Raw genomic sequence first — 20,239 nt, 5'->3', positions numbered from 1 at the left:
AAGTTCCAGTTGTGTATTAAAAATAGATAGATGTAATTCAGCTAACAACCGTTCGTAAAAGTACACTTTTACGAACGGTTCAAAAAGGGCTAAAAAGGGCCGGAAAAAGCGTTCGTAAACGTGTCAAATCACTTTACGAACGTTCGCGAAATTGCATACACTTTTACGAACGGTTTTCAGGTATAATGAGAGGAAAAGAATCGTTTATAGAGGTGAATTATGGAACATCGCAAATTTGGTTACATACGCGTCAGCAGCAAAGACCAAAATGAAGGCCGGCAGTTAGAAGCCATGCGAAAAATGGGCATCACTGATCGGGACATTTATTTAGACAAGCAAAGTGGCAAAAACTTTGAACGAGCAAACTATCAATTATTGAAACGTGTTATCCGAAAAGGAGATATTTTGTACATCCACTCGCTGGATCGGTTTGGCCGTAACAAAGAAGAGATTCTCCAGGAATGGAATGACCTCACGAAAAATATTGAAGCGGATATTGTGGTGATGGATATGCCGTTATTGGATACGACTCAATATAAAGATAGTATGGGAACCTTTATCGCAGACTTGGTTTTGCAGATTCTGTCATGGATGGCTGAAGAGGAACGGGAGCGCATCCGGAAACGGCAGCGGGAAGGAATCGACTTGGCGCTGCAAAATGGCATTCAGTTTGGCAGGGCCCCTGTTGTTGTTTCAGATGAATTCAAAGAGGTTTATAGAAAATGGAAAGCTAGAGAACTAACCGCAGTGGAAGCCATGGAGGAAGCCGGAGTCAAGAAGACCAGTTTTTATAAATTGGTAAAAGCACTCGAAGAAGAGACAGTAAACACATTATAATAGAAGAAACTCATCAAAAACATCCTTTGCTATTTCGTAGCAAAGGATGTTTTTATTCTTCAAGAGTAAAAATTCCTCCATAATCAATTAAAAGTATCATTGAAATTTTCCTAATTCAATTAATGTCTTTAAAATAGATTTAATATTTCTGTAATTATACTTACAACAAGGAAAAAAGTGTAAGATAATTACATTATGGGGGTTAGCAAATGATCAATCAATTAAAAATCAAAAATATATCAACCTATGATAGTGACGGCATAGAAATGAATAACTTGAAAAAAATTAACTTTATATACGGTAATAATGGTTCTGGTAAGACTACGATATCAGAAGTAATAAGATTTCCTAAGACATATACAGAATGTGAATTAGTATGGAATGAAAAAGAAATACATACAGTGGTTTATAACCGGAACTTTATAGAGGAAAATTTTAGACAGCATATGACTATCAAAGGAATTTTTACTTTAGGAAAAGAGTCCGCAGAACTACTAGCAAAAATTGACGACAAAAAACAGATTATAGAGCAGCATGACAGCGCATTAGAAAAGCTAGATACTAAAATTGAAGAATTTGAAGATGAAGCAAAAACTCAAAGAGAAATCTTCGAAAAAATATGTTGGGAAGTAAAAGCAAAGTATGATATGGATTTTAAAGAACTATTTGGCGGTTTTAGAGGATCTAAAGAAAGGTTTTCACAAAAGTGTTTAGATGTTGCAGAGAATGAGGGAACACTAAGTACCTTAGCAGAATTACAGAGAAGAAAGGCTACTTTATATGATAGTAATAAGACTAAGATTGATAAATTAAAAAAACTCATTTTTAATTATGAAGTTGAGAGTCCTCAAATATTTACGACTAAAATTATCGGGAAGGAAGATCTCCAAATTGCCACTTTAATATCTTCCTTAAACATTAGTGACTGGGTAAAACAAGGCCATACACATCTAAATAGAAGTGAAGGCATTTGCCCTTTTTGCCAACAAGAAATTACAGAGAACTTTGTTAACGAATTGGACGAGTACTTTGATGATACTTTTAAAAAACAGTTAACCGAACTCCAAACATCAATCGAGCTATATACAAGTGAAGTTATATCTCAAATAGAAAAAATTAGAGCATTAAAAGAAGTGACAGTATCATATTTAGACAAGGATAAAGTTGATAAAGCAATTGAAGTTATTGAAGCTATATTTAGTGAAAACAAACTTATTCTCGAACATAAATTAAGAGAGCCTAGTCGTCTAGTCAATATAGAAAAAATAGAAATTCCGATTTTAGAGTTGAATGAAGAAATAGAAAAAACAAATCGAGAGATAGAACTATATAATAATTTAATCGATAATGTTGTGCACGAAAAACGAATATTAGTCGAAGATTTTTGGTATTTCATTGCACAAGAAAATCAAGCAAATTACATGACTTATAAGCAAAGTTCAGAAAGTATTCAAAAGAAATTGTCAGGTATTAATAAAAGGAAAGAAATAAAGATCGGTCATAAAAAAGAACATGAAAATGACCTTAAGGAATATCAAGAAAAAATAATAAGTATTGAACATTCCATAAACGAAATCAACAGATTATTAAAATCCTTTGGCTTTACAAATTTCGAGCTTTCCCAGTCAAAAGAAAAGGGAAATTATGAGATTGTACGTAATGATGGAGAAAGAGCAAATGAGACTTTAAGCGAGGGTGAAAAAACATTCGTTACCTTCCTCTACTTTTATCAGCTAATTAAAGGAAGTAATAGCAAAGACTCTTTGAATAATAATAAAATTATTATTATAGATGATCCTATTTCTAGCCTTGATAGCAATATTCTTTTTATTGTGAGCAACTTAATTCGGAAGCTGGTAAGTGAGATCCGGACGAATACCAGTGATATTAAGCAGATTTTTATTTTCACTCATAATGTTTATTTTCATAAAGAAGTCTCTTTTAACAAAGGTAAGGGAGGAACTAAGAAACAAGAAGATGAAACATTTTGGATTTTAAGAAAGACGGATAATATTACACGGCTTGAAAATTATTTGGAAAATCCAATTAAAACTTCTTATGAATTATTATGGAAAGAGCTTTTATCAGCTAAAAATGGCGGAAATATTGTAACTATACAGAATATAATGAGAAGAATTTTAGAGAATTACTTCAAGTTTTTTGGAAATCTTGAAATTGATAAACATATCGAAGAATTTTCCGATGAAGATAAGATTGTTTGTCATTCAATGATGTCCTGGTTACACGATGGCTCACACTACATAAACGAAGATTTGTTTATAGAGGCTCCTCACGGAATAAGTGTTAAATATTTTAATGTTTTCGAAAAAATCTTTGAAAATTCTGGTCATCATTCTCACTATAAAATGATGATGGGTGAAGAATTAATCGCCTCTGGTCCTACAAATTTGTAAGTATTTTCAGCAATTACTATAGTTATAAAAACAGGAAAGGACTACTCAAAAATCCAGTAGTCCTTTCCTATATTTTTATTTTAAAACTTATTCCGGGTTCATACTTATAAATCGAAACTATTTATTCCCCTTCGCTCGATTGTGTGTCTTACAAAGCATTTGACAATTCTTAATATCGGTTGCCCCGCCCTTACTCCAAGCTGTAACATGATCCGCATCCATTTCTTTCAGTTTCCAAATCTTACTTTTGTTTGAAGTATGACCTATTGAACAAAGCGGGCAGTTTGATATGCCTTTATTTTCAGCTTCCTTTGTTTGTTGTGAGTAAACAGCTTTCTTAGTTCCTTCTTCAAAAACTCGCACGTCAAGTAATTTTGCATCTTTGCAGTTACCAAGTATAAACTCAAAAACACCTTTTCGATTCTTTACATAGGGATCTCCATAGAGTTCTTGCACCTGTTCCCAAACTTTTTTAGGATTATATGCATTCTTATGATATTCCTCATAAAGTCTGCCCCATTCTAACCCTCGCATTTCATTTTCCACACCACTGAATACGCTAGAAGACCAGTCAATAACACTATTGAAATAAGCTTTTAATTCATTAATATTATTGTCATAGCGATGTCGACTCATATATTCGGCGTTATTACCTTTACTTACCCAGTCTAAGGCACGTTCTAAAAAATCTTGGCGATTTACGCTTCCTGATATATATGCACTCCATTTTTGGATATTAGAGTTTTGACTATTACTGAACTCTTCCTTCCCCAGCGTAACAAATGGTCCGGAGTACACGGCATTTAGTAATTCCTGATTATTTAGCGGCACTCCTACAATATTAATGGTTCTAAACCACTCTTTAATTTCGCTTTCTGTACCTTCGCATTCATAAATAAGTAGCTCAGTATCCAAAATCATAGATTGTTTATCTTTTGCAATACCGCTAAAATATTGCTCCATACCATTTTCATCTTTTATGGCAAATTTGTTAGTTACAAAACGACCAAAACTTGTAATACGCTGTTGTCCATCTAGTACTTCAAGTTTATCGTCACTTACTTTGTTGAAATAAATCAAGCCAATAGGATATCCTTTAAGAATAGACTCAATGACAGCTACGTCTCTCTTTCCATCTGCATAAATATAGTTACGCTGATATTCGGGTTGAATGGTTAGTTTACCTGATAAGCCAAATAAACCTCTTCCTTCAAGCTCGTTATAGACAAAACCTTCACAAATATCTTTTACTGTCGTTGCAGTTATGAGAGTTGTTTTCATTTTATACCTCTCTTATGTTTAATAAAAATTCTTTTATATGTTTCTTTACCATTTATATACGATCCTCGCCCATAAATTCCATTTGTGTCTTGAGCAACACCCCGATTTGACCCTACTAATTCAAATTGTTCTGGAGAATATTTATCCAGAAAACTAATCGGAACACCCATAACACCTTCATAGTCACTAGGGATTGCATCAGTATGCGGAACATCAATGGCGTCATAGTTATCATATTTCTGATAACCATTAGCTTTAATATCTTTATGCTTGCTGTACTTTAAGTTGTCTTCCATTGTCATAAGCGGAAGCACTTGATGACGTCGACCATGATCAATGTTTGTTAGCCAGAGACAACTATTTGTTGCAACAATTCTATTTCCAAATTCATCAATTCGAGCTTCTGTTCCGTGCAATTCATAATTTTCAGGCACTATAAAACCCGAAATCCATCTACCCATTCCGTTTCCTAACCAAATTTTATTCTCCTTAATTAACGGGAAGACATCCACATATATAATGGAATTTATATTTCCAATAATTAGAAACTGCTTCTGTGCTTCTACAATCCATGCTAAGAACTCACGGAATAATGAAAACGGTGGGTTTGTAATGATTATATCTGCTTCATCTCGCAATTCTTTTATTTCTTGACTCTTAAAATCTCCGTCACCATCTAAATAATTCCATTCCAAGTCATTAATATCAATTTTCCCATCAGTATTTTTGCTATGTGTTAAAGTGAATATTTTACCATTTTGTTTGGTTTTTATTTCGTCAAATTGAGGGTCTTCCATCTCAAAAAGGGAGGGTTGATAACTTTCCATATACTCTTTGCTGTTTGCTGCATAACTTGTACTAATAAGCTTTTTCAATCCAAAACGTACAAAGTTTTGAGCAAAATATTTGGTAAAATTACTCCATTCTGGGTCATCGCAAGGTAGAAGGATAGTTTTTCCACGAAATACATCTGGATTATAGTCTAAATATCCATTAATTTCCCTTTCAATATCAACGTATTGTGTATAAAACTCATCATTTTTTAATTTTTTCGCATTCTGTAAGAGTGTATTTGTTGCATTTCTTGCCATGCTTAATTTCTCTCCTTTAACCCCATCATTTTTAGCAGAAGTCTTAGGGACGGGCATAATATTTTTTCATTAAGCATACCATATTTCACCAATAAATTTTCACGGCTTTTTGCATAACAAATTAAATACTTAACAATAGGTACATCCATAAAATTAATTAGAATAGACATGCTTTTAGTAAAGATAATCCTCTATTGTCCATGTTTACATTATTTACGGAAACTAAAAAAAGATGACTCTGGCAGAATACCGAAGTCAACTAATCGCAGCCTAGCTGCAGGGTACCTTTTTTATAAACTGTTCATTAAACGGGGCGCGGATCAGTTTTTCCTATCCCTTTCTCCTTTTAGCTCCCTTTTCAATTTTGATGCAGTCCCTTTTTTCTTTTGCGGGCTGAATATGGAAAGAGTAACGGCACTTTTTTTATGGGTTTTGCCAATGATTCGATACAAGTTTTTCTCAATATAACGCAGCTGTTGATGATTTATTTTTTTTGCAGCAACGATATCGTATCCCCATATAGGTGGCTTTAAAATATTTACATATTGATTGCTTTCTCTAACGCGCTTGAAGTGACGGTGCGAATGATCCCATACGATATAATGCTTATCATACGTGCTCTCATGTTCGTTCTTTAGACAAGGCAACACGATATATACGTCTCCCTTTATCCCTTGAATTCGCTGATGATGGATGTCAGCCGTTGCAGTTTGCCACGTGATATACGCTATACGATTTTTGTAATCCGAATTCGTCTCTTCTGCCATTTGCTTCGGATAAGTTGGTTTTTGTTTTCTCGAAAATAATTCTACAATGATAAAAGAAAAATCCTCATCAGAATGAGACAAAAATCGCTTCTTTATATGCCTTACATCAATCCATTTTCCGTGTGTGTCTACATCCTTTACCATATCCCGCACAATCAACACAGCGGTAGATTCACTGCTTTTCACATATGCAATATAATCGGCATCGTATTGTCGACTGTTTCTCAAGGGTGGTGGTTTAACTATATGTTGACCTTTTTGCTCTGCTTTAGACGTAGCATAATCAATATATTTATCTATGTAATAAGCTCGTAATTCACCTAAAGGCTCCTGTTCTCTTTTATGACGTAATGCTTTTCCTAGTTGTTTCTTACGCTTTTTCTGTTCCTCTATTTTTTGTAGAACTTCAGAATTATCTACAAGATGGTCATTCGTATACGATTCACTACAGTCATAACAGATTTTCCATTGTTTAATCCACCGATGCTTTACATCTAGTTCGCTGGTTGTTCTCAAATAATCTTTCACTTTCTTTTGCAACCGATTGTTTTCATTTACTACTTGTTTCCCACAAATGATACAGTCCATCGTACACCTCCAATCGTTGCGTTAGTTGAAGAAGAAAAAAGCTTTACTCCTTGTTCAAGTAAAGCACCAATTTAAAAACCACATTATAAATAATAATTTGAATTGAGGTCTTTACTCAAATAGAATCTTACAGGGAATCGCCACTTGCTTTAAATTGTCCAAAAAGGAAACCGTTCTTTCGGTCATTTATCTTGTTCTAAAGGTTCCGAGACTACTCACCGACCATACCATCGTTATCATTACCTCGCATGTAAAGATATAACTAATGATCACTCATAATCCGCATACTGAAACCTGTTGCTTAATTGATCGTTACCTGTCCATTACCGTTTGTATTTACACTGGAAGCATCTCCGCCTGTGTTTGCAAGGATTTGACTCCACATGGGCACTCTCTCTAGCTGCACTAATTGAATCAGCAAGTTCACTTTCGGTTAAACCAATTGATGTTCCGCATTGACTGGCTTAATTCACTTTTAATATTCTACTTGACTAGGCAGAAACTATTTCAGGCTCTACATCAAACCTCGTATCATTGCCTCGAACTTTTATGTAATTCTTCCAAATATAAAATCTCCACTTTTCATCACTAGAGTATTTCAATTTCATCTCTGAAGTTACTAAACGCCTTAACTGCTTGAAATCAATATAGTAAATTCCATATCCCTGTAATCGAACTGCCAATATAGCTATGTCTGCATTATCCAACAATTCTACTTGCTTAATCGTTAAATCGAACCACCCGTGTCCTTGAGGATGTAATTTAGATTCCGGTGTGCAGAGCATTAACTTCTTTCCACCACTTACCCCCTCATACATGATTTTCTTTCGTATGACATTCGAGAGTACACATTTATACTTCTCATTAATTGCTTCAACTACAATATTCTTATCCGGAATCAACATTTGACAGCCCCCATCTTGTGATGTTTTACCTATGGTATCACAAGAGTATATAGCCTGTACTTAGCGATTATACTGCTGACAATCGCTGTTAAACCTGTACGATAAAATGCCGGCTGCAGTTTATTTTTTATTCCTACCGCCTGGATCGAAATTCCCTCGACACCATTTAACAAAATTACTTGAATGAAGAAGATACGTTCTTAAACTACTTTCAGCCAGCAAACCGTCCTTTGATTTTTCTTGAACCTCTTTCTCATAAGCTTGATAGAGGTCTTCCAACTGCTTAATAAATTCCTGTGACGCTTTCATTCCATCAGCCCCTTATATCTTATTGTGACAATTATAAATGAAAACTATGTTTATTGTAAGTAATTGGAATATCATATTTAGAATTTGAAGTGTGATTCTTATAATTTTTAAATTTTCAAAAACACTCTTTATCAGGACTCGGCAAACGAGCATAAATATCGGCTAGTTTTTAGAAAAGAGCGCCTGTAACTACTCTTTTTTTACGCTTCCCACTTGTTTTAGAGAAGAGCTGAATGCTGATTTCATTGTGTAAATCTTAAAAAATATGTGAGATGAAATAAAAAATCTCGGGGAATAAAGGTGGTTGATTTTGACATTTCTCTATTGTCTACATTTACCGTAAATACATAATCAGCTATTTTCGTCATCTCTTTATCTCTCCTTTCGATAATAAAAAAGCTCCATGAAGACACTTCTCCCCCAAAGGGAGAAAATGCTCCATAGAGCTTGGAAAGTTCAATAAGCGGACACGGGAGTGTCGCTAATACTCTTTAATTATTTCAAATGAATTAAAGGTTAAAAGAGCAGAGGTTTCTTTAATTTCTTTGTTTCATAAATTATTATGTTTTGAATAAAACATCTACAAATATTATATATGCTAATTCACAAAAAGATCTTTGGAGTTACTCCCCTTATAAGGAGGAATACCACAAAGATATTGAAAATTCAAAATGATTAACATTCGAATATAATTTATAAATAGCTCAACGAATTATGGGTGAACTCTGACTCACTAAAGAGAGAATATATTGATTATAAACAAACCTTCATTCATCTTCCTTGAATTTTTTATAATCACGTAGAGTTTGGTATACGCCAGCAACTATAAGCATGAATGTAAAAATTAATTTTATTAAAATAGAAAAATCTGAGAATGCAAAAAGCCAAACAATAAGAATAATTGTAAGGACTGAAATTCCCAAAGTTCTTTTCAACTTTTCTTTAGAATTTAGCTTACGATAAGATTCTAACATCAAAAATGCACCTCCATAATAGAGAACTTTCCTTTAACTCTACACAAATTGACTTGGTTTGCAAGAGAAAAAAGAAAGTTCAAACTATAACTTACCGAATCTAATTAATATGCTCCACCAATTGATTTGCTATAGTAATGGGCTTTAAATCCTAAATATTTAGGTGATCCATTCCACATAGCATATGCCGAAGTTCCAGTTTTCTTATAAAATGCAGGTAAGCTCGAACGTTCGTAATGCACTATAAAAGCTCTTGCTGTACTTGAATTCGTATACTGCGAGCCTAGAGCAATGCCGGCTATGAAACCAGCAACAGCTCCATACACATTACCTAATACTCCTCCTATAACAAAACCAATAACCGCCGATAAACCGGCGACGGTATAGGAACCGATTTTATTTTCCAAGTAGACATTATGATAACCACTTGAAACTCTATTCCATGTGCCCCCAGGATTCGGGATTACAGAAAAGCCAGAATAGTTTGTTGTAGCAAGCGTTCCTATAGATGAATCATTTGCATAAAAGTCTTTTTCATCAACTAGTTCTTTCGAAGAATCGTTTACAGTAAAATCACTACCCGTTGAAAATTCTTCTTCATAGGTATATTCAATGTTATGTTCTACACCATTGATTAAGAATGTATTTTCATCTACTTGTTCCACTATCTCTACAAAATCATCAGTAACAGCTACCTTTTTGTTTTCAGATGTTTTATACACTAATACGGTTTGACCTTCTACCACATCTGCATATTCAAGATTTTCTTCAGGATTATTAGTAGTTTTTGAAATGAGCCTTTGATTAGCTGCCGACTGTTCCGATTGATTCTTGAACTTAGTATTTTGAATGGCTTTCTTTAACTTTACTTCTTTCTCTACAGAGAAATTTTCTATCCCTTTAAAAACATTTGATTCTTTGGTGTTAGCAAAAGCTGGAGTCGAAACACTAAATAACATAGCAACAACCAAAATAATTGATAGTAAATTCTTCCAATTCTTCATTTAGTTAAAACATCCCTTCTTCGTATAATTTTTTAAAAATGTTTTTTGTTCTTTACTTAAATTTTCTTTAATATGTTCATGCTGAAGAAATTTATAAGTATTTAAATCTTTTATCAGAAGCTAATTAGTATTGATTTGGTTAACCACCTTTTATTAACCAGATATCCAATATGGTAATTATTAAATCCATACTATTCACCTCCTGCAATTAACATTACAATGAATAACAAAGATTCTAACAAAATATTCTTAAAAGAAACTTTTGGAGGTATTATGCAAAAATACGGAGAAGCGATTAGAGGAATTAGAAAAAGCAGGGGCATGACTCAAAAGTACATAGGAAAAGGAATACTCTCACAGGCAGCCTTCTCTAAATATGAGAGGGGGTTAACTGACATCCATTCTTCTGCATTCATTCAAATACTTGAGCGTTTGGGGATGTCTTTAGAAGAATTTGAATATGTGTATTATGGATATAGTTATCCAACGACAAAAAAAATATTCTATAAATTTTTCAATTTTCCTTATAGCCGTGTTGAGGATCTAAATGAACTCATTATTGAAATCGATGCTTGTCTATTAGAACAACCTATTGAGGATCTTGTTAACATTAAAAGAATTTGTAATGCATTGATTTGTTTAAATCAAGAAAAAGATATACAAAAAGCTAGAGACTATGTCGAACCAATATGGATAAAACTTTCGAAACTTGATCAATGGTTTTATACTGATATATTATTTATCAATGCAATTCTCTATTTCTTTCCAAACGACGTGGCTACTGAAATGGCAAAAAATGTTCTGTCTAAAATCGAAAACTATAAGGATTTTCAGGATTCTAACCAACTTAAAATCACTTTGAAAATCAACTTGTCTTTGCTTTTAATCAAAGAGAGAGACTACCATACGACTCTAAACTTGTTAGAGGATACTCTAAAAATGCATAAACAAAGTATGTCTTATCAAAGTTTGGCGCTAATTTTTAATCGTATTGCTATTTGTAGAAAGATGCTTAATATCGAAAAAGAAGTGTATTATTTAGATCAAGCTACTCTCTTATTAAAGATTTACGACCAACAAGTATTACTTCAACAATTAATACAAGAATATGAGCATTATACGAATATATAGGAAAACGAATTTATCATAAAAATAAAGGTGTAGTGAGAAACGCATTTCCAATACACCTTTATTTAATTCAGCTTATTGTTAAGTTGAATTATCTCTTTAATGTAGATTTCTCTGTGCCGATTCCAGACACATAGAGTGGCGAAGCTGTTTTAAAAACTTTAAGAAAAAATGGGTTTGATTGTGAATTAGAGTAAGATGACGAGACAGAAGAATGGACTTGTTATCCTTATATCCATAATGCCGTTGAATAACTTGTGCATACATAAGTGATTATTCGGCTCCTGTCACTTTACAAATAACTCAATTTGTAATACAATGTATTACAAATGAACTTAAGGAGGTTGTATTCATGGCCACCATTTCCTTGCGCGTGGATGATCGCGACAGCAAACTCATCCGCGATTACGCCAAACTGAAAAACACATCCGTTTCGGACTTAATGCGAAACGCCATCATCGAGAAGATTGAAGATGAACTGGATGTCGAGAATTTTGATCGGGTCCTTGCCACTATGGAAACAACCCATTCCTTGGATGACGTCAAAAAAGAACTGGGTTTATAACGCGCGATGTATGCTGTTCATTTTTCAGATGTCGCGTTGAAAAAGTTAAAAAAGATGGACCGGTACCAAGCCTCTCTCCTGATTGGCTGGATCGAAAAGAACTTACAGGATACCGACGATCCGCGAACACAGGGCAAGGCATTGGTAGCGAACCACAAGGGCAAGTGGCGTTACCGTGTCGGGGACTACCGCATCCTGGCGTTAATCGAAGACGAAAAGATCATCATTACCATCATCGATGTCGGCCATCGAAAAGATATTTACGAATAAGAAAACAGGTGCACGCTCTTCAAGGGGCTGCCCCTGTTTTTTTCGTATTTTAAAGTGAATATTTGACTGAAATGACCGTCGTGGAAATCTTTATATCAGTTGACTTCTCCTCTGACTATAACCTCTTCCAAGCGGTTAATAAATTGGACGCGTTGCTTCACAAATAGGTAGAATGAGTAGGAGTACGATGATTACGGAGTTGAAGGAGTCTTATGATGAAAAGTACCGGTATTGTAAGGAAAGTTGATCAGTTAGGCCGCATTGTCACGCCCATCGAGTTGAGAAGGGCCTTGGGTGTCTCCGTAGGAGATCCGATGGAAATTTTTCTAGAAGAAGACAAGATTATTCTTAGAAAATACGAAACAGATCGCACTTGTGCCGTAACTGGGGAAATCCTGAATGAAAACGTTGAATCCACTTACGTGAAAGGCTTGTATTTGAGCCCAAGAGGGGCTGAGATTCTGCTGAAGGAACTGCAGAGCCATACACAATAATATGTATTCATATACCTCCGAGAGGATGGATGAAAAATGAATGAAAACCAATTTTTTGAGGAATTGATTATTAGCTTAAAACAAGCCATTGAAAATACTATGGACAAGCCAGCAACATCAGAATCATAGTTTTACCAAACTATTTTTAAAGAAATTAATTCATTAGAAAAAGACTGTCAGGTCATCTGAACCCGGCAGTCTTTTCGTTATTCACTACCCATATATTTGACGATTTCGGTCATGCCTTCTTTGCTGATCCAAGCTTCGCCAATCCGAATCGCTTCGCTCGTCACCTTTCCGGTCACGGCACAAACATAGCGCTGCTTGTGCGGCTCAATAATAATCTGTCGCTCATTATGCATAATGTCGACGGAATCGCCTTCTTTTAACTGGAAGATTTCGAGGATCTCTTTCGGAATCACAATCCGGCCCAGTCGATTGATTCGTTTGGTGTGCACAGCTCAACCCCCTTTAATCACTTCTATACCCTTTTCCAGTTCCGTAATCTGCTGATCAATCTCTTTCATGCGCTCTTTGGCTGCCTTGATTTTCTTTTCATCGATATCGGTATCAATCAGCTTCTGTTTTTCTGCCTTTTCGGTTTTCAAGGCTTCCAGTTCGTTTTGCTGTTTCTCAACTTCCAGCAGCCGGTCCAATACTTCCTCATTCTCCGGCGCCTTTTCATTTACAAAGGCTTTGGCCGTCTGCAAATCACCGGTTTGGATAAACGCAGAAACAATAGTTGGAATCCGTTCGTCTGTCAATTCAACTTGATTGCGCAGATCAATCACAGTTTGCCATTCTTCACTGGCTGCAGCCAACTCAAATGCCACTTCGGGACTCGTTTCTTCAAGGGAGGCTTCAAGAGCCTGCAATTCGTCAACCTTGTCTTCTTCCATCAACTTCGTCGCAACTTCACCGGCCAGTTCTGAATCGGCTTTAATCGCTTTTTTGTAGTCCCCATTTTCCATATACAATTTCGCCAAGACTTCTTTGTCTTTTTCTTTCAAGGAATCCTGCCCGATCGCTTCAAGCGCTTCGATGACGGCCATATCGTCCCCGAGAAGTCCTTGCCGGTAAACTTCTTCTAAGCTTATTTCTTCGCTCACTTCTATTTTCCCTGCATCGGTGGCTTGCGCGTTTTCATTGGCATTCGTCAAAAATATATTCAGCAATACTGCAACTGCCAATACGCCGGCTGTGCAAAGCAGGAAACGTTTATTGCTGTCTTTGTCGGCTGGATTCTTCTTTGGCTGCTTCCTCTCACTTTTAGCTAGCGAGAGCTGGGGCTTTGGCTTAGCAGCGGATCCTGTTCTTCCCTGTAACTTCTCAATTAATGAAAACGAAAACCGGCCTTTATCAGCTTCTTGCTGGGCAAGTTCTTCTGCTTCCAGACGTTTCCGTTCGTTCACTTCTTCTTGGACCCCCTGTAGGTAGGATTCCATTTCATCCAATGTCTTGAGACGCAAGAAGATGGTTTCCGCAAACCGGATCACGTCTTCGCTTTGCTCAAAGAAATCACTTCTTCTTGGCCGGCCCAGTACGCGGTTTAAACTGGTCAGTGAAATGATGATCAGTTCCTTCACCGCCTCCTCCCGGCTTTTCGGGTTCTGCAGTTGCAATTCCTCGTTTTCGATAATGGCCGCTTTCACCAGTTTCTCTTCCGGATCTAAGACGAAATTTTCTTTTTGCCACAGAACGGTAACGCTGGAATCCTTGGCCATCCGGACGAGCGAAAGGTAATAGGGCAGCTTGTCTTCGAAATAAAGGGATTTCAAGTGATCAAATGCTTTGAAACCAGTCAAATCGTATTCGAACTGCACTTGGCCGGACTGAAAGGTAAGGTCTTTTGCGGTCAGATAATAAGGCTGTTCGGTTAACGTGGCCATTCGTTTCTCGTATGCCTGCTGGATCTGGTCCATCTGGTCTGTTTTGAATGTAGAAAGAGGCTGAAGAAAATAGAACGCGTTGCCCTCCACTTGAATGGTGCCGACTTTATTGGCAATCGTACGCATCACCATTACCATCACATTCCTTTCTTTCAAAAACTATTGAAGTTCCGGAAATTTCGAAAGCGTTTCTTCCACTTCCCCTTTGTATTCCGCTTGTTCTGCTTCTACTTCACTTTCGGGGACACTTGTCTTAATAGATTCAAATTCTTGATCATATTCTTTAAAGTTTAAAGAAGAAAAGCTAAGGTAAGGATGTTGCGTGATAATCAGGTTTCCATCCGTACTTTTTACAAAACGTATTTCAGTCTCTTTAGGCTGTTTTTCATCATTTTCATACCCATACTGCACATCATTGAAAATTAATTCTGTACCTTTAAAATGTTCTGATGAATATTCCTCACTATTTTCAAATTCAACTGACATATTCATAACTTCAATGCCGTCATATTCACAAAATCCTAAACTGCACGGTTCACTATTAGTTTTATTAAAATACACGCTTATTTGCTCTTCATCTTTATATTCTTCGGGAATTATACTCCCCTCATACTTAGCAAGAAATGGTTGGATGACTGTTTCGTTTGCCACAGTTTGGATTTCTTCATTTAACATTTCCTCATCTTCACCATTAAGCTCTCCGTTGTTTATCGAATCAATCGTACTCTTTTCAAACTCTTCCATTCTTCCATCTAAGTAGTTAAGCATCTCTTCTACTTTTTTATGGTCTTCAGCAGAAAATACTTTTTCATCTTTTGGCTCTGATTGACCTTCAGTTTTTTCCTCAGAACCACATGCCACCAAAATTGCTGTTAATGTTAAAAGAAGGCTAAAAAGCATCCACTTTTTCATTTGATCACTCCTATTATCGTTTCGCATAACGCGCGACGTATTTAACCGATGACCCCACCGCTTTTGCAGATCCGGTTGAAGCTCCGAACTGACTCAATAATGTTGGTATGGACAAGCCAACTATAAAGAAAACCATTCCTATAATCATATTTCCGCTTTCAAGACTGACCAATGTCTTAATTCCCAACACAAAACAAAGAAGCTGAATGGTAAGTGTAAGGATATTACTCACAACCGTTTTTAACCAGAGATTAAAAAAGTTGTATTGATCATTCACGATGGTTGGAACTGCCAGTACTCCGGTTATATATAGGATAACAAAGAGGACTGTGCGATACAGAATGGATAAGAAAAAGACAAACAAAATAGCCGATACCACTATCATCAAGATTAATCCATAACCGACAGAATTCACGGCCATCACTTGCATAACATCGTAATGGGTAACGGGAGAAGTGAGCATCGTTTCCGTCAGTAAATGGGTTAACTCTAACAACCAGTCAAAAAATTGAGCGTAGACTCCGAGCAGAATTCCTCCTGCGATAATTGCAACCAACTTATCGTATAGTGAGTTCATGCCCTCTTCCCCGTTTCCGCTATACAGAATGATAATCTTAAGCGTTTGCCATAAGATAAAGATCGCTGCAATGGTCCATGCCAGGGATTTAAAGTTCAACATATACCCCTCATAAATAGGGTTTCCGGTAATGAAATCGGGATCTAACTGGAACTTGCTAAAACTATCAACGGCTCCGAAAACGAATCCACTGACGGTTGTGTAAAGAAAACTATTCGTATGACAACCAATTTCGTGCCACTTACAATCAAACTGATTTGTGCTGTAATCATATTTATCTAAGTAAAGAACATTTTTCATATATGATTCCACATTATCTACTTGATCTGCGTCTGATTGAGTTTCTTTGTATTCTTGTATCGTTTCTTCCATGAAATCGCCTTCTTCAGCAAACACTAAAGCAGGCGATAAACTAACTAGCAGCACCAACAAAACCAAAGCTCCAACCCAGCGCTTCATCCGATCACCCCCCGGTTCATCAGCGTTAGTAACAGGATCAGCAACGGCACCGCAAGCAGCACCGCGTACCGGACCACGACACCTTTCTTGATCTCCATCCGTTCCTTCTCGCTCAAGGGCTTGCCGTACACCAGCTCGTATTTCCGTTCTTCCTGCTCAATGGCGTTCCGGGAGAGGTGATCAATCCATCGATCCATCTTTTTTTGGACCGCTTGCTGGAAGGCAGCCAGCCGTTTCAGTTTTTCGTTCATGCCTGCACATCCTTTCCGCGTCATCCGTTCGAGATGGCTTCCGTGACTTCTTCACCGGATGCCAGCGGCTGCAACTCATGGGCATCCACTTTCCATTCCCCGTCCTCTTCAATCCACGTGATTCGGGAAGTCAGGTACAACAAGGGCTGATCTCCGGGATACGCCAGTTCGCCGTCCACACCTGTCAAAGCGACTTTGTAGATGGCATAGACCTGGTATGCATCCTCTTTTTGCTGAACGGAAATATTGAAGATCTCGAAATCCTCCATCTGGCTCCGGCTGCCGTCGTGCAGGTGATGGTCCTCATCCAGCTCGGCTTCCGATTTTTCCGTTAAGTCCACTGAAAAATAGTCGATGGCGCCGCCTTCCAACGTGGCCTGCAGGAAGTCTTCGGTCCGGGAATAGATGGCCTGTTCCTGGGACTGCACCGTTTTCAGCCGTTCCACTTCTTTTGTCAGCTGCTCGTTTTCCGATTGTTCATCTTTCAGGCTCAAATATTGGTTGAAGCTGATGAGCCCAAGCACCAGCACCGCCAGTACCAGCAGGATGGTCCGTAAATCCAATTTCGCCAACCGTCTCACCTCTTTCCTATTCTTCAGCTTCCCCTTCCAGGTACGGCATCGGATTAACCCGGCTGCCGAACAGCGAGCCGGTATGAATCTCAAAATGCAGATGATCCCCGGTCGACCGGCCGGTTGTGCCGCATTGACCGATTGGTTCGAGCTGGCTGACTTCCTGTCCGACTTCTACGTCAATTTGACTGAGGTGCGCATACAGGCTGAAAAGCTTGTTTTCATGTTCAATGACGACGACATTGCCATAGGTGTTTAAGCTGCTGTTTACCGGATACTCCGCAAAGACGACGCGCCCTTCTTTTGCGGAATAGATTAGATCCGGCTGGCTGCAGGCAAAGTCGACGCCTGCGTGATTGGAAATCGCCCCCATAAACGGATCAATCCGGACGCCGTAATTGGAATTCACGGTCACATTCGGCACCGGCTGGGCGAATTCGCCGGTCGATGTCGTGCAGTTTATCGTTAATCCACCTAACGAGCTAACAACTTTGGTGACGTTCGGAACCCAGTGCGCGTTCAGGTTCGTCGGATCGTTACCAGCTCCTATCGGTGCATAGACGGAACCCAGATCGGCAATCGTCACCAATCCGTCTTTAATGATCCGGTTGTGAAGGGTCAGGCCCATCGAGGCAATCCCTGCTTCAAGCGAATCGAAAACCATCAACCCATCGGCCCCCATCAAGCCGCCGGGGTTGTTCTTGTTCACGACCGCAGACGACGTGCCGCGTGCGGTTTCGTGCAGCGCGATAGCGGCCATCAAGACCGGATCGATGCCCCGTTCCGCGGCCACTTCCCGGAACACATCGCCCATGCCGCTGAAAACGCCGGCAGAAGCGAGCTGTTCGTTCCAAAGGGTTTCGTTCAGTTCGCCGTCCGGCGCACAATACGCGCCGCCTGCAGCCCCGGAGAACGCGCTCAGGTTGCTGTCGGGGTCGTCCAGATTGAAATTCTCACCCTTACTGGCCATCGACATGAACACCGGTACCACGATGAGGAGGAGGACGATGCCGGCCGCCACCAGTCCCAGCGGACTGAACAGGAGCTTCGTCACCAGTATGGATCCTATGGTTTTGACCGCTTCTTTCGGATTCATGCCCTCATCCCTTTTCAAATGGTGATGTCGTTGATGCTTTTCTGCTCAAACCACAGCTTCTCGGTCACTTCGTTCAGCTGCACTTCCAGTTTGATTTTCTTGGAGCCGGTGTAGAAGATGCCTTTTCCGGCCTGTTCCTTTTTCTTGCCATCTTTCAAAATCAGCGTGGACCGTTCCTCTTTCGAGAAGGAGTTGCCCAGTTCTTCTTCCAGGTATTTCAGCTCTTCCTCGCTCATTGGCAAATACAAACGCTGCACCGATTGCGTAATGATCGCTTTTCCGTAATTCCGGTTTTCGTCGCGGGCCGACAGGAAATCCTCCACCGACTGGGAAGCTGTCGTAATGCCGCAGTTGAACGAACGCAGCACTTTCATCATGAAATAGATGAATTCCATCGCTTTCGGCACTTTCGGATCGGCAATGACGTGGGCCTCATCTATAAAGATTTCGCTCGGCTCCCGGTCGCCACTCATGATTTCGTAGGTCGTATGCGACAGAATGTTGTAAAAAAGAATCCGCTGAATCTTTTCGTTGTTGCTCATCTCTTTCAGGTCGTAACAGATCAAATCGTTGTCGATATTGACGTTTGTGGCCCCGTTGAACAATTCGGAATAGATGCCATAGACATAGGTTTCCAGTGTGGTGTGAAAATCCCGGATACGCTCGTATAACGGCGGATCTTCCTGTTTGTCCCGTTCGATCATGTTGTAGAGGTCTTCCAGGACCGGGTAATCATCGGCGGTCAGCCGGTTAACGTCCGTAGTCTCATCAATCCCTTTTTCTTCGTACACTTTCTGGATGTACCGGCTGAGTATGTCTTCCTGCAGCTCATTCATCGAGTTGTACATCAGCTTGAACATGACCAGCAGGTTCGAGATTTTCGTGAGCAGAATGTTGCCAAGCTCTTTTTCCTCCAGCTGGATCTTCTCGCTGATCTTCGGCAGGTCCATCGGGTTGATGCGGTTTCCGCCTTTCAGCTGGAATTTTACCCATGCACCGCCGAGGTCTTTGTAATTCCGGCCGAATTCGCCCTTCGGGTCCACCGTGATGATTTTCCGGCCGAGCATGTGCTTGTTCGTCATGTTGGCAAACAGGTACGTGGATTTCCCGATGCCGGAAATCCCGATGACAAACTCGTGCCGGTTCAATAGCGTCGTGTCGTCCACGATAACCACATTGCCGGTCGTCATGTTGCGCCCCTTGATCAAGCCGGTCTGCGAGAACATTTCGTTTTCATGAAACGGGAAGAAATAGGAAATCGCTTCGGAGTTGGTCATTTTGTACGTCAGTTCCTCCACTTTGTTGTCATTGAGGGGAAGGAACGAACGGAACGCATCAACGGCCCGGTCGGTCGGGTTGTGGATGATGCCGATTTTCGAGAACTTGCTTTTGACGGTGGTCGTCAGCTGGTCCAGTTCGTCCATCGAACTCGCCACCAGATGAATCAACGTATGGAACAGGTAAATCTTGTCGTTGCGGTACGACAAATTCCGCAGCATCTCCGATGCACTTTCAATTTGGCCCTCAGACTCGATAATCGTCTGTTCATCGGCGAAGCGCGTGTTCATTTTCATCCGGTTCTGCTTGATGCTTTTGACGAGCTGCGTCCGCACCTCGCCCATGTTGTATTCCTGCAGGTAATTGACGATGGAGACGTTTTCCGGAATCTCCGTGACTTGCTGAATCTTGTTCTGGTCCTGAATCGGATCGTAATCGACGATAAGCAGCGTCCGGGTATAGTTGGAGCCGATCCGGACGGCCGAGTCGTATTCCGTCAGGTTATCCGGTGCAATCGCCGTCAGCAGCGTTTCGTTCATGCCGCTGATCGTTTCTTCGAAGGTCGTCTCTTCTTTCGG

21 protein-coding genes are annotated in these 20,239 nt (G+C 39.1%); 6 read left to right on the top strand and 15 right to left on the bottom strand.

Annotated features, from left to right (window positions below; genetic code table 11):
* Positions 1-219: 219 nt before the first annotated feature.
* Both D2910_RS16405 and D2910_RS16400 read left to right on the top strand, forming a co-directional pair.
* The gene (locus tag D2910_RS16405; protein WP_117314258.1) at positions 220-837 is read left to right on the top strand and encodes a recombinase family protein; all 618 of its coding nucleotides are present in this window, start codon (positions 220-222) and stop codon (positions 835-837) included.
* Between the two features lie 209 nt (positions 838-1,046).
* Positions 1,047-3,251: an AAA family ATPase gene (locus D2910_RS16400; protein ID WP_117314257.1), complete on the top strand. Its 2,205-nt coding sequence runs from the start codon at positions 1,047-1,049 to the stop codon at positions 3,249-3,251.
* Positions 3,252-3,368: 117 nt separating this feature from the next.
* On the opposite strand, the gene D2910_RS16395 is transcribed toward D2910_RS16400, so the two are convergent.
* The 7 genes from D2910_RS16395 to D2910_RS16365 all read right to left on the bottom strand — a co-directional run bounded on the left by D2910_RS16395 (position 3,369) and on the right by D2910_RS16365 (position 10,170).
* Complete coding sequence (locus D2910_RS16395) at positions 3,369-4,532, bottom strand: HNH endonuclease family protein (RefSeq protein WP_117314256.1); 1,164 nt, start codon at positions 4,530-4,532, stop codon at positions 3,369-3,371.
* Positions 4,529-5,623, bottom strand: coding sequence for an adenine-specific methyltransferase EcoRI family protein (locus tag D2910_RS16390; RefSeq protein WP_117314255.1), 1,095 nt, complete (start codon positions 5,621-5,623; stop codon positions 4,529-4,531). Before D2910_RS16390 ends, D2910_RS16395 begins: the two co-directional genes overlap by 4 nt.
* A gap of 320 nt (positions 5,624-5,943) precedes the next feature.
* On the bottom strand, positions 5,944-6,978 hold the full coding sequence (locus tag D2910_RS16385) for a hypothetical protein (RefSeq protein ID WP_117314254.1): 1,035 nt from the start codon (positions 6,976-6,978) through the stop codon (positions 5,944-5,946).
* 491 nt (positions 6,979-7,469) lie between these two features.
* Positions 7,470-7,883: a hypothetical protein gene (locus D2910_RS16380; RefSeq protein ID WP_117314253.1), complete on the bottom strand. Its 414-nt coding sequence runs from the start codon at positions 7,881-7,883 to the stop codon at positions 7,470-7,472.
* Between the two features lie 120 nt (positions 7,884-8,003).
* Positions 8,004-8,192, bottom strand: a complete 189-nt coding sequence (locus D2910_RS16375) for a hypothetical protein (protein ID WP_117314252.1) — start codon at positions 8,190-8,192, stop codon at positions 8,004-8,006.
* Positions 8,193-8,959: 767 nt separating this feature from the next.
* Positions 8,960-9,166 carry a hypothetical protein gene (locus D2910_RS16370; protein WP_117314251.1) on the bottom strand — a complete coding sequence of 69 codons (207 nt, stop codon included), beginning with the start codon at positions 9,164-9,166 and terminating at the stop codon, positions 8,960-8,962.
* A 104-nt stretch (positions 9,167-9,270) separates the two neighbouring features.
* Positions 9,271-10,170 (bottom strand): hypothetical protein, encoded by a 900-nt coding sequence (locus D2910_RS16365; RefSeq protein WP_117314250.1) that lies wholly within the window; start codon positions 10,168-10,170, stop codon positions 9,271-9,273.
* Positions 10,171-10,389: 219 nt separating this feature from the next.
* On the opposite strand from D2910_RS16365, the gene D2910_RS16360 reads away from it, so the two are divergent.
* The 4 genes from D2910_RS16360 (at position 10,390) to D2910_RS16345 (ending at position 12,627) form a co-directional block, all read left to right on the top strand.
* On the top strand, positions 10,390-11,301 hold the full coding sequence (locus D2910_RS16360; protein ID WP_117314249.1) for a helix-turn-helix domain-containing protein: 912 nt from the start codon (positions 10,390-10,392) through the stop codon (positions 11,299-11,301).
* A gap of 349 nt (positions 11,302-11,650) precedes the next feature.
* Complete coding sequence (gene relB / locus D2910_RS16355; RefSeq protein WP_058384067.1) at positions 11,651-11,863, top strand: type II toxin-antitoxin system RelB family antitoxin; 213 nt, start codon at positions 11,651-11,653, stop codon at positions 11,861-11,863.
* 6 nt (positions 11,864-11,869) lie between these two features.
* A complete protein-coding gene (locus D2910_RS16350; RefSeq protein ID WP_112224901.1) occupies positions 11,870-12,133 on the top strand; it encodes a type II toxin-antitoxin system RelE family toxin in 264 nt (87 codons plus the stop codon).
* Positions 12,134-12,348: 215 nt separating this feature from the next.
* Positions 12,349-12,627, top strand: a complete 279-nt coding sequence (locus tag D2910_RS16345; RefSeq protein ID WP_117314248.1) for an AbrB/MazE/SpoVT family DNA-binding domain-containing protein — start codon at positions 12,349-12,351, stop codon at positions 12,625-12,627.
* A 206-nt stretch (positions 12,628-12,833) separates the two neighbouring features.
* Here the strand turns inward: D2910_RS16345 and D2910_RS16340 are convergent, their stop codons facing one another.
* The 8 genes from D2910_RS16340 to D2910_RS16305 form a co-directional block, all read right to left on the bottom strand.
* On the bottom strand, positions 12,834-13,085 hold the full coding sequence (locus D2910_RS16340) for an AbrB/MazE/SpoVT family DNA-binding domain-containing protein (protein ID WP_112224899.1): 252 nt from the start codon (positions 13,083-13,085) through the stop codon (positions 12,834-12,836).
* A gap of 3 nt (positions 13,086-13,088) precedes the next feature.
* A complete protein-coding gene (locus D2910_RS16335) occupies positions 13,089-14,654 on the bottom strand; it encodes a coiled-coil domain-containing protein (RefSeq protein WP_133299107.1) in 1,566 nt (521 codons plus the stop codon).
* A 21-nt stretch (positions 14,655-14,675) separates the two neighbouring features.
* On the bottom strand, positions 14,676-15,428 hold the full coding sequence (locus D2910_RS16330) for a hypothetical protein (protein ID WP_117314246.1): 753 nt from the start codon (positions 15,426-15,428) through the stop codon (positions 14,676-14,678).
* Positions 15,429-15,441: 13 nt separating this feature from the next.
* Positions 15,442-16,464 (bottom strand): conjugal transfer protein TrbL family protein, encoded by a 1,023-nt coding sequence (locus D2910_RS16325; protein ID WP_117314245.1) that lies wholly within the window; start codon positions 16,462-16,464, stop codon positions 15,442-15,444.
* A complete protein-coding gene (locus D2910_RS16320; RefSeq protein ID WP_133299106.1) occupies positions 16,461-16,739 on the bottom strand; it encodes a hypothetical protein in 279 nt (92 codons plus the stop codon). Before D2910_RS16320 ends, D2910_RS16325 begins: the two co-directional genes overlap by 4 nt.
* Complete coding sequence (locus D2910_RS16315) at positions 16,736-17,287, bottom strand: hypothetical protein (RefSeq protein ID WP_117314243.1); 552 nt, start codon at positions 17,285-17,287, stop codon at positions 16,736-16,738. Before D2910_RS16315 ends, D2910_RS16320 begins: the two co-directional genes overlap by 4 nt.
* 16 nt (positions 17,288-17,303) lie before the next feature.
* Positions 17,304-18,383: a peptidoglycan DD-metalloendopeptidase family protein gene (locus D2910_RS16310; RefSeq protein ID WP_117314242.1), complete on the bottom strand. Its 1,080-nt coding sequence runs from the start codon at positions 18,381-18,383 to the stop codon at positions 17,304-17,306.
* A gap of 14 nt (positions 18,384-18,397) precedes the next feature.
* Positions 18,398-20,239 (bottom strand): VirB4 family type IV secretion system protein (locus D2910_RS16305; RefSeq protein ID WP_117314241.1); only part of this gene is annotated, 1,842 nt, incomplete at its 5' end.

The sequence above is a fragment of the Planomicrobium okeanokoites genome, from assembly GCF_003428875.1.
In the GTDB taxonomy this organism is placed as follows: domain Bacteria; phylum Bacillota; class Bacilli; order Bacillales_A; family Planococcaceae; genus Planococcus; species Planococcus okeanokoites.
The sequence above is the reverse complement of the archived record's forward strand: the minus strand, read 5'-3'. Positions and strand labels throughout refer to the sequence as shown.

Coding starts and splice junctions, on each gene's coding strand:
- D2910_RS16375 (WP_117314252.1), bottom strand. CDS start 8,192: ATGAAAGCGTCACAGGAATTTATTAAGCAGTTGGAAGACCTCTATCAA.
- D2910_RS16360 (WP_117314249.1), top strand. CDS start 10,390: ATGAATAACAAAGATTCTAACAAAATATTCTTAAAAGAAACTTTTGGA.
- D2910_RS16350 (WP_112224901.1), top strand. CDS start 11,870: ATGTATGCTGTTCATTTTTCAGATGTCGCGTTGAAAAAGTTAAAAAAG.
- D2910_RS16320 (WP_133299106.1), bottom strand. CDS start 16,739: ATGACGCGGAAAGGATGTGCAGGCATGAACGAAAAACTGAAACGGCTG.
- D2910_RS16310 (WP_117314242.1), bottom strand. CDS start 18,383: ATGAATCCGAAAGAAGCGGTCAAAACCATAGGATCCATACTGGTGACG.
- D2910_RS16405 (WP_117314258.1), top strand. CDS start 220: ATGGAACATCGCAAATTTGGTTACATACGCGTCAGCAGCAAAGACCAA.
- D2910_RS16345 (WP_117314248.1), top strand. CDS start 12,349: ATGAAAAGTACCGGTATTGTAAGGAAAGTTGATCAGTTAGGCCGCATT.
- D2910_RS16395 (WP_117314256.1), bottom strand. CDS start 4,532: ATGAAAACAACTCTCATAACTGCAACGACAGTAAAAGATATTTGTGAA.
- D2910_RS16400 (WP_117314257.1), top strand. CDS start 1,047: ATGATCAATCAATTAAAAATCAAAAATATATCAACCTATGATAGTGAC.
- D2910_RS16385 (WP_117314254.1), bottom strand. CDS start 6,978: ATGGACTGTATCATTTGTGGGAAACAAGTAGTAAATGAAAACAATCGG.
- D2910_RS16325 (WP_117314245.1), bottom strand. CDS start 16,464: ATGAAGCGCTGGGTTGGAGCTTTGGTTTTGTTGGTGCTGCTAGTTAGT.
- D2910_RS16365 (WP_117314250.1), bottom strand. CDS start 10,170: ATGAAGAATTGGAAGAATTTACTATCAATTATTTTGGTTGTTGCTATG.
- D2910_RS16390 (WP_117314255.1), bottom strand. CDS start 5,623: ATGGCAAGAAATGCAACAAATACACTCTTACAGAATGCGAAAAAATTA.
- D2910_RS16380 (WP_117314253.1), bottom strand. CDS start 7,883: ATGTTGATTCCGGATAAGAATATTGTAGTTGAAGCAATTAATGAGAAG.
- D2910_RS16335 (WP_133299107.1), bottom strand. CDS start 14,654: ATGGTAATGGTGATGCGTACGATTGCCAATAAAGTCGGCACCATTCAA.
- D2910_RS16330 (WP_117314246.1), bottom strand. CDS start 15,428: ATGAAAAAGTGGATGCTTTTTAGCCTTCTTTTAACATTAACAGCAATT.
- D2910_RS16370 (WP_117314251.1), bottom strand. CDS start 9,166: ATGTTAGAATCTTATCGTAAGCTAAATTCTAAAGAAAAGTTGAAAAGA.
- relB (WP_058384067.1), top strand. CDS start 11,651: ATGGCCACCATTTCCTTGCGCGTGGATGATCGCGACAGCAAACTCATC.